Origin of the sequence: Lysobacter firmicutimachus (assembly GCF_037027445.1) — a bacterium.
GTDB classification, from domain to species: Bacteria; Pseudomonadota; Gammaproteobacteria; order Xanthomonadales; family Xanthomonadaceae; genus Lysobacter; species Lysobacter firmicutimachus.
Window position 1 is genome coordinate 2,917,090 of the sequence record NZ_JBANDL010000002.1, and the last position, 11,938, is coordinate 2,929,027.

An 11,938-nucleotide genomic window follows, 5' to 3' on the forward strand; every position below is an offset into this window, starting at 1 on the left:
TTGCCGGGGAGGACTTTATGAATCAGTGGAACTGGGTGGCGATTCGGGCCTACGGCCGGGCCGCGTTCGCGCTGCTGATGGCGGTGGTGTCGATAGCGATGCTGTCGCAGTGGCAGGCAAGCCCTCTGCTGGCCGGGTTCGTGGTGGTCGGGCGCTGGGTGCCGCTGCTGGCGCTGGCGGTCACGTTGTGGCTGGTGGCTGCCCCCACGTACAGACTGGTGCAGTGGCAGCGCGGTCATGGGTTCGATTGCCCGCGTTGCGGCGGCCCGCTGGGGCATGAACGCACGGGCTACGCCAGCCGAGGCGGCGCTTACCGGCGCTGCTATGCGTGTGGCGACAACATAAACCACCGACACTATATGAGTAACGCCGCATAACGCGGGCTACGTGCCAACTACAGGCCAAAACGTGCTGCAGAAGAGCAAAAGGGTTAGGCCGCAAGGCCTAACCCTTTCTGTTTCATCTTGGTGCCGGAGGTGGGACTCGAACCCACACGCTTTTAAGGGCGGCGGATTTTGAGTCCGCTGCGTCTACCGATTCCGCCACTCCGGCAGCGGGCTGCGCAGTATAGCGGGGCTTGCGCGCGGAGTCTGCCCCCCCCCTCTTCGCGGTGCCGGCGGGGTCCGGGCCTGAAGCCGCGGGGTCGGCGGCAGGCCCGCTGCGCGCGGCGCCTCAGTGCGGTTCGGCCGCAGCGGCGTAGACCGGCTCGTCGAAGGCATCGGCGTCGTCCGCGGCCTGGGGGGCCCGGACGCGGGCGCTTCGGGCCCCGGCGTTGCGCCGCCCGTTCTCGCCGGCCGGCGCCGGCCGTTTCGGGCGCAGCGGGGCCGCTTCGGGCGGCGGGGTCACGATGCAATGGATGGCGGCGGCAGTGAGCATGGGATCAAGACCGGTGATGGAAGCCTGCGGCGGGCGGATCGACGGATCGGGATCTGCGGGTCGTACGGGCGGATCGGAGCTGCGGATCGGAGCGGGCGGCTGGCGACGGCGGCAGCCCAGGCAGTGGCGGACGCGTCCGCGTTGCAGGGACGACGGTCGCGACAACAGGCCGCCGCAGGGGCATTGCGGTTCCAGGCCGCGCTCCCAGCGCCACACGCGCCAGAGCGCGTGCAGCGCCATCGCCGCGCCCGCCGCCAGCGCTGCCGCCTGCAGGCCGCGCGCGATCGGCGCGAAGGCGGCGGCCTCCGGCGCGGCCGCGGCCTGCAGCAGGAGCGCGCCGCTGGCGACGCCGCCGGCGGCGACCACCACGGGCGGAGCGAACAACTGCAGCAACATCCTGGCACCACGATTCATGAATGCGTCTCCCCGTCTGCGCCGGCTAGCAGAACGCGGAGCGGTCTCAACTTCTGAGACGATGGCCAGAATAGTGCCAGGCACACTGCGCTGCCTCTGCCATTCGTCGTGTGAAACACGCGACCGATGCCGCTTGCGCCCATGCCACCGCTGTGAGCACTCTGACGCAGGCGCGGGGCTAGAATGGCCGGATGTGCCTGATCGCCCTCGCCTGGGACCACCACCCGCGCTACCGCCTGGCCCTGATCGCCAATCGCGACGAGGCCCACGCCCGCCCCAGCGCCGCCGCCGGGCCCGATCCGGAGGCGCCCGAGGTCTACGGCGGACGCGATCTGGTGCAGGGCGGCAGTTGGCTGCAGGTGTCCACGCGCGGACGCTTCGCCGCGGTGACCAACGTCCGCGTCGGCCGCAATCCCGAAGCGCGGCCGCACTCGCGCGGCGGTCTGGTCAGCGGGTTCGTGCGCGGCGACGCGGATGCCGAGTCCTACCTGGCCGCGATGGCGCCGTACGCAGCCGAGTACGGCCGCTTCAATCTGTTGCTGTGGGATGGCGCGCAACTGCGTTTCGCCAGCAATCACCCCGAATTCCAGAGCGCGCCGATCGCGCCCGGCGTGCATGCCATGTCCAACGGCGCGTTCGACGCGCCCTGGCCGAAGAGCGGCCACGCCACCCGCGCCTTGTCGGCCTGGCTGGCTTCGCCTGCCTCTCAAGCCCGCGCTGCGGACGGCGCCGGCGTCGCCGAATTGTTGGCGGCGCTGGCCGATACCGCGCCGGCGCCGGACGCGGCTTTGCCCGACACCGGCGTCGGCCTCGAACTGGAACGCCTGCTGTCGCCGCCGTTCGTGCTCGGCGACGGTTACGGCACGCGCTGCAGCACCGTGGTGTTGGTCGAAGACGATGCGGTGGTGTTCGTCGAACGCCGTTTCGGCCCCAACGGCGCACCCGGCGGCGACAGCGCCGTGCGCCTGCCATTGACCGCCGCTCGTAGCGGTTAGGACACCGCCTGCGCGCGGGCCGCGGCGACGGCCGCGCGTCCGGTTCGAGCATGCGGGTCGAAGCTGCGGCCTGGAAGGCGCGAACGCGGCGACGCGCCGTCGCGACGCGGTTGCGCGCCAAAACCAGCGCCGCTAAAACAGCGCCCCAATGAGAAGGCCCAGGCCTCGAGATTTCCTCGGGTGTCCGGGCCTTCCGTTGTCGGAGCGATTGCATCGGACTCGCGTCCGTTGGTTGTTCTCCGACGCATGCAGGGTACGCCCGGTAACGTTACCGGCCGATCAAATTTTCGTGATCGCGCCTGCGCTCACGCTCGCACGGCGCCTGTTCATGCGCATCGCCCGAGTAAACGCGCATCGCTGCCGCCCCGGCGCTCTGCCCGGCCGGCCACCGCGCCCACGGCCACCAGCCGCGGCCGGTCTGCGCGTAGCGATCGGCCGCGCGCTCGAAGCGGTTGCGCACGCTGATGCCGCCGCACAGCAGGTACAAGGGCAGGAACAGCGGGCCCAGCACCATGTACTGGTAGACATGGGCGCGTTCGTGATCGGACAGGCGGATCGGCGCTTCGACGCAGTGCCCGGCATCGTGCGCATAGGTGAAGCACGGCGAGTCCAGGTCGGCGCCGGTGTGCAGGATCACGTTGCCGAGGGTGATCGCCCCGCCCGGGCCCCAAGGCCAGTGATGGAACACCAGCGCGAGGTCTTCGCGGCGCCAACGCGCGCGCGCGCCGAACGGCATCGCCAGCACGCCGGCGAGCAGGCCGAGCAGGGTCACCGGCGAGGTCCACACCGCGCCCAGCGCACCGCCGGCGATTCGCAGCCACACGCTCAGTCAGCACCCCTCTTCGGGCAGGACCAGCCACAGGATCAGGTACAGCAACACCACCGGCAGGCCGAAGCTGGCCAGCGCCAGGACCACGAATGCGGCGCGCACCAGCACCGGATTCCAGCGCAGGCGCAGGGCGATGCCGCCGGCGACGCCGGCGATCATGCGGTCGTGCCGCGAGCGGCACAGCGGTCGCGCGGAACTGCTCATCCGGCCCAGGTCTCCGAGTGCTGACGGGTCCCGAATGAGTCTAGCGCGTCACCGCGACGGCGGTGTCGAGACGCCGGCGCTGCGTAGCTGAACGAGTTTGCCCCGCAGCCAGGAAGCCGAGCTGACCGGCGCCGCCTGGCCGCAACGCACCCGGTAGGGCTGGCCGCTGAGGCTGCTGCGGCTGGCGGCGCGGTCGATGAACGCCTCGGCGGTGTCGGCCAGATCGCGCTTGCGCAGATAGGCCAGCTTCTTGCGCAGATGCGCCTGCGCCTGCGCGGCGTCGTGCCAACTGCCGTTGCGTTCGAACTGGCAACCGGAGCGGCCCAGGGCTTGGATCAGTTGTTCGATTTCGCGCTCGGCCTGGGCGCTGGGCGCGGCCTGGGCGCCGAAACAGGAGGCCAGCAGGCCGGCCAGCAGCCAGCCGGCGCGGCGCAGGGAACGCGGTGCCGCAGCGCGGCGGCGGAGCTTCAGCGGTTGCATCGGGTTGAGCGAGTCCATGCCGGGGTGCCGAGATCTGTGCTGCGATTCGTGCCGAATTAGAGCGCACCCAGCCAGCTGCCGACCACGTCTTTCCAGATCGCATAGCCCTCGCGGTTCATGTGCAGCCGGTCTTGCAGAAAGAGCCCCGCGCGCGGCGCGCCGTCGGCGTCCAGCATCGGCGTGAACACGTCCAGGTAGTCCACCCCGGTCGCGCTCGCCGCGTAGTCGCGGACCAGCGCGTTGGCCGCGCGCACCTGCGGCAGCAGCGCGGCGCGCGACGGGCTGGGCTTGATCGAGACGAAACCGATCCGCGCCTGCGGCTCGGACTGATGCACGCGCTGCACGAAGGCGACGAAATCGTCGCGCACCTGCTGCGGCGAGCGGCCTTCGGACAGGTCGTTGTCGCCGGCGTAGAACACCACTGCGCGCGGCCGGTACGGCAGCACGATGCGTTCGGCATAGCGCAGCGAGTCGTAGACCCGGGAGCCGCCGAAGCCGCGGTTGATGCTGGCCACCCCCGGGAAATCCTGGTCCAGCGTGGTCCAGTAGCGGATCGAGGAACTGCCGACGAACACCACCCCGCCCGGCCGCCGCCGGACCCGCGCGTCCTCGGCCTCGAAAGCCCGGATGTCGGCTTCCCATTGCTCCGGATCGCGCGGCGCGGCGCCTTCCGCGGCGGCCACCGGGGCGGCGGATGAACCGGCGGTGGCGGCGTCGGAGGAACGCGACGGCGCGACGGCGCAGGCGCTCAGCGCAAGGACGAGACAGACGAGCAGGCAGCGGCGCATGCGGCGATCCGGTCGGAGGAGAAGCGACAGACTAACCCGGAACCGCCGCGCCGCGGCCTCAACGCGAACGCTGCGCCAGCCAGTCGTGGATCGCGCCGGGCACTTCGCGCTGGGCGCGGCCGGAGACGTAGATGCCGATGTGCCCGCCCTTGAACGACAGCTCGCTGTAGTCTTCGCTGCCGACCAGGTTCTTGAGCGCCTTCGATGCGGCCGGCGGCACCAGATGGTCCTGCTCGGCGTAAATGTTCAGCACCGGCATGTCGACATACCCCAGATCGACCGCGCGGCCGCCGATGTCGATGCCGCCCTCGACGAAGCCGTTGCCCTGGTAGAACTGCTTGATGAACTGGCGGAAGGCTTCGCCGGCCTGGTCGGGCGAGTCGAAGATCCACTTCTCCATGCGCAGGAAGTCTTCCAGCGCGCGCTTGTCGTCGAGGATGTCGATCAGGCCGACGTACTTCTGCACGAACAGCCGCCACGGCTTGAGGGTCAGGTAGCACCAGTTCATGACGTCGGCCGGCACGTTGCCGAGCGTGTCGACGAACTGGTCGATGTCCAGGCCGCGGGTCCAGTTCGACAGCATGTTGTCGTCGGTGTGGAAATCCACCGGCGTGACCATGGTGATGAGGTTGCGCACCTTGCGCGGATTCAGCGCCGAATAGCACAGCGAGAACGCGCCGCCCTGGCAGATGCCGAGCAGGTTGATCGCCTCCATCCGGTACTCGCGGCGCAGATGGTCGACGGCGCCGCCGAGAAAGCGCTGGATGTAGTCCTCCAGCTCCAGATAGCGGTCGGAGCGGTCCGGATAGCCCCAGTCGAGGATGTAGACGTCCTCGCCGCGCTCCAGCAGGCCGCGCACGATCGACTTGTCGGCCTGCAGGTCGACCATGTACGGGCGGTTGACCAGCGCATAGGCGATCAGCAGCGGCACTTTGGCGGTCGGCGCTTTCTCGCCGCGGAAGCGGTACAGCACCACCTTTCCGTCGCGCCAGACTTCCTCGCGTTCGGTCGCGCCGTAGTCGATGTTGTCGACCTGGCGCAGCGAGTCCAGGCCGGCGCGCAGTTTCTGCTGCGCCTGCATCGCTTCCTGGGCCAGGGATTCGGCGCTGAAATTGATCGGACCGGTCATCTCAGCGGGCTCCCTTCTTGGCCGGCTTGGCGGCGCCGGACTTGCTCACCGCCGCGGGGCGCGCCGGCGGTTGCGGACGGGCGATCGCGGTCTTGCGCGGCGGCTGGGCGGGCGTCTTCGCGGGCGATGCCGCGCTGACGCTCGGCGCGGCGGCGACCGATTGCGCTGTGCGCGGCTTGGCCGCCTTGGGTTTGACCGCCTTGGGCTTGGCCGCCGCGGACTGGGTCGCGGCAGCGGGTTTGCCCGCGGCCGGCTTGGCGGCGGGCGCCGGTTTCACCTCCGGCCCGCGCGGCGCATCGGCCTCGGCGCGCGCCGGCGCCGGGCGCGACTGCAGCTCGTCGCGCAGCCGGCGCAGTTCGCGTTCGAGCTGAACGATCTTGCGGTGCGCGGCGTCGATCTCGGTGCGGGTCGGCATGCCCAGGCTGCTGGTGGTCTGCTCGACCTCCTTCTGCACCCCGGCGCGCAGCCGCATCTGCGAGTTGACCAGGTCGGCGTAGGCGTCGCGGAAGCGCGGCGACAGGGCGATGTCGGCATAGGCCTCTTCGGCCGCGTCGATCCACAGGTCGAACAGGGCGCGCGCGCTGCCGATCTGACGACCCGGTTCGCTGCGCTCGGCCAGCTTGTTCTCGAAACGCGCGAACGCATCCTGCGCGGCTTCGGCCATCAGCGCGTTATAAGCCTGGCTGCGCTGCTGATAGTCCAGATAGGCCTGGGCCAGGTGCTGCACGCGCTCCTGGTGCTCGCGCGAGAAACCGACCGCCGGCACGCCGAGCCAGGCACGGCCTTCGCTGTGCAGGTTCTGCAGATACGGCGCGATCTGTTCGGCCCAGCGCGAGAAATCCTGCTGGCCCGGGCCGCGCATCGCGCCGAACACATCGGCGAAGGGATTGCCGCCCTGCCCACCCATCGCCTGCTTCCAGGCGCCGGCGATGTCGGCCGCGGACGCGTCGCGGCCGGCGAACTGCGCCGCGAGCTTCTGGATCTCGCCGAACCAGGCGCGCGCCTGGCTGTTGAAGCGGTCCAGGGTGTCGTCGGCCTGCGGGCTGCTGCCCTTGGCCAGTTGCGACCACCATTGCACGGCCTCGTTCCAGCCCGGCAGCGAAGGGGGCGCCGGCTGCGGCGCGGCGCCGCGCATCATCTCGCCCCATGCGCTCCAGTACTGTCGCGCCAGTTGCTCGAATCCGTCGGAACCGGCGGCGCCGAAGCCGCCGGGATTGTTCGAGCCGAAACCGAAATTCGCCATCGCCGCCTCCAGGGATTTGGCCCGATCATAGCAACGGCGTGTTGCCGGGCGCTGCCCGAGCGTCTGGTTCGTCTGGGGCCGGCGCGGCGCGCCGCGATCGCCGGGCCTAGTCCGGTCCACTATCGCTGCGCGGCAGCGGCGGATCGAGCCGGTAGGCCAGGGCCTGAACCTCGTGCACCGCCGGCGCGCCGACCAGGCGCAGCGGAAAACGCGGTTCGCGCCCGGACGATGCCGACGGCGAATCCGGCTCGTCTTCGCTGAAGATCACGTAGTTGACCCCGGCGCCATCCTGCACCGAACGGAACGCGACGCCGTCGAAACGTTCCTCGTGACGGTAGCGCAGGTATTCGATCATCACCTGAGTCACCAGGTAGCCCTCTCCGCCCGGCCGCGCCGGCAGCGAGATCAACCGGTGCAGGTGCTTCAGCAAATGGCGCCGGCGCAGACGCTCGTCCGCGCGGCCGCGGAAGAACTCGAACGCCTGCGGGTCGATCCGCTGATCCAGGCCGCGGAAATCGAACAGTTTCAAGGCGCGCTCGGGCTGGAACGTCCCGACCGCAACCCGGTCGCCGATCGAGGGGCGCACTTCGGCCACGCTGGTGTGCACGGCGCCGGCGCCATAGAACAGCGGCACGCCGGCCGGGTTCATCCGGTTGCTGTTCGCGCGGGCGCGCGGCGCCGCACCGAGTTCGCGCTCGGGCTGCGCCAGCACCCGCGCCAATTTGGCGTCGTCGTCGCAGCAACGCGCGCGGAACATCCGCACGCCGGTGCCCAGTTCGAGGATCGCGGCAGGCCTGTGCCAGGACGGCAGCACTGTGCGCACCTTGGCCTGCAGCGCTTCGTCGAACAAGGACGCGAAGAAGCGCTCGGCGCGGTCGTTGTAGAACCGCTGCTCGTGGCGAAGTGCGTGCACCACCGCCTCCCACTCGCCGAGCAGGTAGTCGTCCTCGTGCTGCTCCGATTCGAACGGCAGGCGCCGTTGCTGGTAACGCTGCTCCGGATGGAACAAGGCGTCCTCGCCGGCGCCCGGCTCGTGCAACTGCCCGGCCACGGTCTCGCAGAACGGCGCATGCTCGCAGCCGATCACCCGGCCGACGACCGCGGCCAGCGACAAGCCGTCGTAGCCCGGATAGAGGTCGACATGAGGCTCGAACCAGTCGCGGATCTCGCCGCGCACGGCGCGCACGATCTGTTGCACCGACAGGCCGGCCCGCTGCACGCCGCACACGGCGCAGGGTTCGGGCAAAAGCCGTTCTTCGTAGAGCCGCCGCAACACGGTGTTGCCGATGCACGGCAAGCAGATTCCGCCGGCATACGGGCCTTGCGCGAACACGTCCTCGGCCAGCTCCCGCAGCATCCGCTTCATCCGTGCCGCCCCCGTGCCCGCATGGTCCGCCGTCTCCGCCCGGAGCGCACCGCTCAAGGCTTGGGAATGCGCAGCGTCTTGCTGATCATCAGCGAGCCCGACAGCGCGAACATCAGCACCAGCGGGTGGAACAGCCACGGGCCGATGCGGATGCCGCCGAACCACAGGTCGGGGCCGATCGCGCCCTGCCAGGCCGCGACCGCCAGCACGATCACCAACGCCAGGCTGGTCGGAATCGGCGTGCCCTCAAAGTACTTGACCTTGCCTTCGTCGCCGGAGAGGGCCTCGGCGGTGACGTTGTAGCGCGCCAGGCGGCTGACGCCGCAACCGACGAAATAGCTCAGCACCACCCAGTCCCAACCGCCCTGCAGGCCGCAGGCGTAGGCCAGCGCCGCCGGCGCGACGCCGAAGGAGATCACGTCGGCCAGCGAGTCGAGTTCGCGTCCGAGGGTGGACGAGGACTTGCGCCAGCGCGCGACCTTGCCGTCCAGCGCGTCGAAGATGAAGGCCAGCGGGATCAGCGCCATGCCGATCATCAGATCGCGCACGCCGCCTTCCTGCAGGAAGCGCATCGCGGCGAAGATCGCGCCGGTGCCGCAGAACGCGTTGGCGAGGGTGAACCAGTCCGCGAGATGGAATTCGCGAAGCATCGAGAAGTGGCGCCGCATGCGGTGTTGCTCCGTGATGGACGGCTGCGGCCGTCCCGAGGGGCGTCCAGCCTGCCAAAGCCGGAGCGCCGGCCGCAAGAGGCGGAGGTCGCATCCTGCCCCGTCCGCGGCCGCGGCGGCGCGGTCAGCGCGGGATCGCGAGCTGCGGCGCCTGCAACGGCTGACCGGCCGCTCGCAGGCCGGTGTCGATGGTGGCGTCGGCCGGCAGCGGCGCGCCGTCGGCCAGGTGCGCCTCGACCCGGTCCAGCGCGGCGTAGACGTACGGCAGCAGCGGTTGATAGCGCGCGGCCAATGCCGGCAGTCCGAGGAAAGCGTCGAAATGCTGCACGTTGCGCACCTGCCAGTACCGCACTTGCGCGCCGGCGCGGCGCGCCATCGCCACATAGGGCTCGCTGCTGAATGCCGGCGGAATCAGGCCGTCGTCGAGACCGTGCACGACCACCACCGGCACGCCCTTGCGCGGCGCCGAGGCGCGCGTCGCGGCGATGCCCTCGCGCACTCGCCGGTGCGCGGCGGCGAGGCCCGCTGCAGCGTCCCCATCGCCTCCCTGCCCGGTCCACAACGCGCGCAGCCCGGCCAGCGGCGCCAGCGCTTGCGCGGGATCGCCGGCCGGCGGCGCGAACAACTGCACGCCCGCACCGGGCGGAATGCCGCTGGCATCGGCCCACCAGGCGGCACGCTCGTTGGCGGCGGCCGGGCGTGCGGTCGGCGGCTGGGCCGCCGCGTCGGCAGCGGCATAGGCGAACGGCAGCCAAGGCTGGTCCGGCCCCTTGCCGGCCCGCTTCGCCGCCGGCGCGTAGCGGCCATAGGCCGAGGCGTACGTCGCCGCGACCGCGCGCCACAGATCGAAACTGACCGACAGCGCGCCAGCGCGCAACGCGGCGTCGCTCCAGCCGTTGTCGCGCAAGCGCCGATACGCGGCTTCCGCGCGCGCTTCGTTGCTCGCCTCGGCCATGCCCTCGCCGAGCCAGCCGTTGGCCGCGGCATAGGCGCAGTAAGCGTCCGCGGCGGCGCCGGCCGGCGCCGCCGGCATCGCCGCCAGGGGCTTGTGCTGCAGCGCGCACGGCATCAGCAGCGCCGCTTCGGTGGTGTAGTCGTACAGGGGGCGCGCCCCGTCGACGTACACGTTCGGTTCGCCCGCCACCACCGCGTCGAGCCAGGGCTCGCCGTCGAGTTCGGCGGCGCGCAGCACCGCACCGCCGCCGTTGGAGATGCCCACCGCGATGACCCGGGTGTTGGCCCAGGTGAACGGCGCCTGCTGCGGGAAGGCCCGATCCAACGCGCTCAGGCCGAACTGCGCCGCCTGCCGCACGTGGCGCCCCCAGTCGGCTTCGGGGTTGTCGCGAGAATGCGCATGCTTGAAGGCGATGCCGCCCGCCGCCGCGCGCTCGGCCGCGCTCGGCACGAAAGCCAGGTCGCCGTCCTCGGGCTGGCCGATGGTGCCGTCGGCGCGCACGCCCAGGCCGGCATCGAGATCGAAATAGTCGGTACCGGCGCCCTTGTCGGTGTAAGCCACCGCGCAGCCCTTGGGCAGGCCCCAGGCGCCGGCCACGGCGATCGCGCCGTAGATGCCGCGCGAACCGGAAGACGCCGCGACCACCAGACAGCGCTTGCCGGCATCGAACGCATCCGGCACCTGCGCCAGCACGCGGTGCGGCTGATGCGCGCCGGGCACGGTCGCGTAGGCGCTGTACTCGCGCCCTTCGACCCGCTGCACGCTGCCGTAGACCTCGCCGTAACCGCCGCCGACGGCAAGATCGGCGATGCCGCGCCAGTTCGCCCACAGCGCGCGCCGGCGCAGTTCGGCGGCGGTGGGATGGGCCGGGTCGGCGAAGGCCGGCGGCAGCGCGGCGCGCAAGCCGTCCAGACCGAGCCCGGCGCTGAGCAGGTCGTCGTGCTCGCCGCGGTGTTCGGTCTGGCGTGGGGCGCTGAACATCGGCGATGCGTCCTTGACGGGCGGGGCCGCCGCAGTGCGCGGCGCGGCGACCGCGATCGGGGCCGCGGCGGCGGCGGACAGGGCGACCGCGGCACAGGCCGCGGCAAGACGGGAGTGGAAGGCGTTCATCGGCGCAGGCTAGCAAGCCGCGCGCGCCGGCCCATCGTACTTTGGTACAGCCCGCCGGTGCGCGCGCGGAAGCGCCGGCGCGGCCTGCTAGGCTTAGCGCGATGCCGACCCTGCTGATCGCCGACGACCATCCCCTGTTCCGCGCTGCGTTGCGCCAGGCCGCCGCGGACGCTGTGCCCGATACGGCGGTGCGCGAAGCCGGCACGCTCGACGATGCGCTGGCCGCGCTCGAAGCCGAGCCCGGCATCGACCTGGTCCTGCTCGATCTGCACATGCCGGGCAACCACGGCCTGGCCGGGTTGGCGGCGATCCGCGCCCAGTACCCCGGCACCGCGGTCGCGGTGGTCTCGGCCAACGACGATCCGCGGGTGGTGCGGCGCGCGCTCGACCACGGCGCCGCCGGCTATCTGCCCAAGAGCGCCGGCCTGGACGAACTGCGCGACGCGATCCGCGCCGTATTGGCCTGCGAACAGTGGCTGCCGGCGACGCTGCGCGCCGCGGTCGCCCGCACCCACAGCGAGCGTGGCGACGCCGACCTCGCCTCGCGCCTGGCCAGCCTGTCGCCGCAGCAATTCAGAGTCCTGACTCTGGTCGCGCAGGGCCTGCTCAACAAGCAGATCGCCGACCGACTGGACGTGCAGGAGCGCACTGTCAAGGCGCACCTGTCGGCGATCTTCGACCGCCTCGGCGTGCGCAACCGCACCCAGGCCGGCGTGGTCCTGCGCGAGCTCGAACTGGCCGATCCGGCGCGCCGGATCGAGGACTGAGCGCGCAGTCACAGCGGGGTCTCTCGCTCGTTCGCGCCCGCTCACCCTGCCTCACCCCGCGTCGCGGTGTTTGTCCACACAGCCTGTGGACAAACCTGCGGACAGTAAGGTGGA

The 11,938-nt window shown here is 71.2% G+C and carries 12 protein-coding genes, 1 tRNA gene and 1 pseudogene; 3 read left to right on the forward strand and 11 right to left on the reverse strand.

The window, feature by feature from the left end; all coding sequences use genetic code 11:
* Positions 1 to 17: 17 nt before the first annotated feature.
* On the forward strand, positions 18 to 377 hold the full coding sequence (locus V2J18_RS12810) for an NAD(+) diphosphatase (protein WP_336131962.1): 360 nt from the start codon (positions 18 to 20) through the stop codon (positions 375 to 377).
* Positions 378 to 465: 88 nt separating this feature from the next.
* Here V2J18_RS12810 and V2J18_RS12815 read toward each other — a convergent pair.
* Positions 466 to 552 (reverse strand) — tRNA-Leu (locus V2J18_RS12815).
* A 120-nt stretch (positions 553 to 672) separates the two neighbouring features.
* Complete coding sequence (locus V2J18_RS12820) at positions 673 to 1,272, reverse strand: hypothetical protein (protein WP_336131963.1); 600 nt, start codon at positions 1,270 to 1,272, stop codon at positions 673 to 675.
* 209 nt (positions 1,273 to 1,481) lie between these two features.
* Between V2J18_RS12820 and V2J18_RS12825 the strand changes: the two genes are divergently transcribed.
* Entirely contained in the window at positions 1,482 to 2,285 is an 804-nt protein-coding gene (locus V2J18_RS12825; RefSeq protein ID WP_064749479.1) for an NRDE family protein, read from the forward strand.
* A 397-nt stretch (positions 2,286 to 2,682) separates the two neighbouring features.
* On the opposite strand, the pseudogene V2J18_RS12830 reads toward V2J18_RS12825, so the two are convergent.
* From V2J18_RS12830 to V2J18_RS12870, 9 genes and pseudogenes are all read right to left on the reverse strand, one after another.
* Positions 2,683 to 3,021: pseudogene (locus V2J18_RS12830) on the reverse strand (hypothetical protein); the annotation flags it as partial.
* 93 nt (positions 3,022 to 3,114) lie between these two features.
* Positions 3,115 to 3,318, reverse strand: coding sequence for a PspC domain-containing protein (locus V2J18_RS12835; protein WP_064749481.1), 204 nt, complete (start codon positions 3,316 to 3,318; stop codon positions 3,115 to 3,117).
* Positions 3,319 to 3,366: 48 nt separating this feature from the next.
* A complete protein-coding gene (locus V2J18_RS12840; protein ID WP_261370191.1) occupies positions 3,367 to 3,816 on the reverse strand; it encodes a YfeK family protein in 450 nt (149 codons plus the stop codon).
* Between the two features lie 38 nt (positions 3,817 to 3,854).
* Positions 3,855 to 4,586 carry an SGNH/GDSL hydrolase family protein gene (locus tag V2J18_RS12845; RefSeq protein ID WP_064749483.1) on the reverse strand — a complete coding sequence of 244 codons (732 nt, stop codon included), beginning with the start codon at positions 4,584 to 4,586 and terminating at the stop codon, positions 3,855 to 3,857.
* A gap of 58 nt (positions 4,587 to 4,644) precedes the next feature.
* The gene (locus V2J18_RS12850; protein WP_336131964.1) at positions 4,645 to 5,715 is read right to left on the reverse strand and encodes a class III poly(R)-hydroxyalkanoic acid synthase subunit PhaC; all 1,071 of its coding nucleotides are present in this window, start codon (positions 5,713 to 5,715) and stop codon (positions 4,645 to 4,647) included.
* Between the two features lies 1 nt (position 5,716).
* Entirely contained in the window at positions 5,717 to 6,958 is a 1,242-nt protein-coding gene (gene phaE / locus V2J18_RS12855) for a class III poly(R)-hydroxyalkanoic acid synthase subunit PhaE (protein ID WP_336131965.1), read from the reverse strand.
* Positions 6,959 to 7,064: 106 nt separating this feature from the next.
* Positions 7,065 to 8,315, reverse strand: coding sequence for an RES family NAD+ phosphorylase (locus V2J18_RS12860; RefSeq protein ID WP_186442648.1), 1,251 nt, complete (start codon positions 8,313 to 8,315; stop codon positions 7,065 to 7,067).
* Positions 8,316 to 8,377: 62 nt separating this feature from the next.
* Positions 8,378 to 8,992: a CDP-alcohol phosphatidyltransferase family protein gene (locus V2J18_RS12865; RefSeq protein ID WP_064749491.1), complete on the reverse strand. Its 615-nt coding sequence runs from the start codon at positions 8,990 to 8,992 to the stop codon at positions 8,378 to 8,380.
* Positions 8,993 to 9,116: 124 nt separating this feature from the next.
* Positions 9,117 to 10,928: a 3-hydroxybutyrate oligomer hydrolase family protein gene (locus tag V2J18_RS12870; protein WP_064749499.1), complete on the reverse strand. Its 1,812-nt coding sequence runs from the start codon at positions 10,926 to 10,928 to the stop codon at positions 9,117 to 9,119.
* A 230-nt stretch (positions 10,929 to 11,158) separates the two neighbouring features.
* Between V2J18_RS12870 and V2J18_RS12875 the strand changes: the two genes are divergently transcribed.
* The gene (locus V2J18_RS12875) at positions 11,159 to 11,824 is read left to right on the forward strand and encodes a response regulator transcription factor (protein ID WP_064749492.1); all 666 of its coding nucleotides are present in this window, start codon (positions 11,159 to 11,161) and stop codon (positions 11,822 to 11,824) included.
* Positions 11,825 to 11,938: the final 114 nt, after the last annotated feature.

Bases quoted from the DNA above. Each gene is read 5' to 3' on its own strand.
- V2J18_RS12865 (WP_064749491.1), bottom strand. From the start codon at position 8,992: ATGCGGCGCCACTTCTCGATGCTTCGCGAATTCCATCTCGCGGACTGG.
- V2J18_RS12840 (WP_261370191.1), bottom strand. From the start codon at position 3,816: ATGGACTCGCTCAACCCGATGCAACCGCTGAAGCTCCGCCGCCGCGCT.
- V2J18_RS12825 (WP_064749479.1), top strand. From the start codon at position 1,482: ATGTGCCTGATCGCCCTCGCCTGGGACCACCACCCGCGCTACCGCCTG.
- phaE (WP_336131965.1), bottom strand. From the start codon at position 6,958: ATGGCGAATTTCGGTTTCGGCTCGAACAATCCCGGCGGCTTCGGCGCC.
- V2J18_RS12875 (WP_064749492.1), top strand. From the start codon at position 11,159: ATGCCGACCCTGCTGATCGCCGACGACCATCCCCTGTTCCGCGCTGCG.
- V2J18_RS12810 (WP_336131962.1), top strand. From the start codon at position 18: ATGAATCAGTGGAACTGGGTGGCGATTCGGGCCTACGGCCGGGCCGCG.
- V2J18_RS12860 (WP_186442648.1), bottom strand. From the start codon at position 8,315: ATGCTGCGGGAGCTGGCCGAGGACGTGTTCGCGCAAGGCCCGTATGCC.
- V2J18_RS12820 (WP_336131963.1), bottom strand. From the start codon at position 1,272: ATGTTGCTGCAGTTGTTCGCTCCGCCCGTGGTGGTCGCCGCCGGCGGC.
- V2J18_RS12870 (WP_064749499.1), bottom strand. From the start codon at position 10,928: ATGTTCAGCGCCCCACGCCAGACCGAACACCGCGGCGAGCACGACGAC.
- V2J18_RS12850 (WP_336131964.1), bottom strand. From the start codon at position 5,715: ATGACCGGTCCGATCAATTTCAGCGCCGAATCCCTGGCCCAGGAAGCG.
- V2J18_RS12835 (WP_064749481.1), bottom strand. From the start codon at position 3,318: ATGAGCAGTTCCGCGCGACCGCTGTGCCGCTCGCGGCACGACCGCATG.
- V2J18_RS12845 (WP_064749483.1), bottom strand. From the start codon at position 4,586: ATGCGCCGCTGCCTGCTCGTCTGTCTCGTCCTTGCGCTGAGCGCCTGC.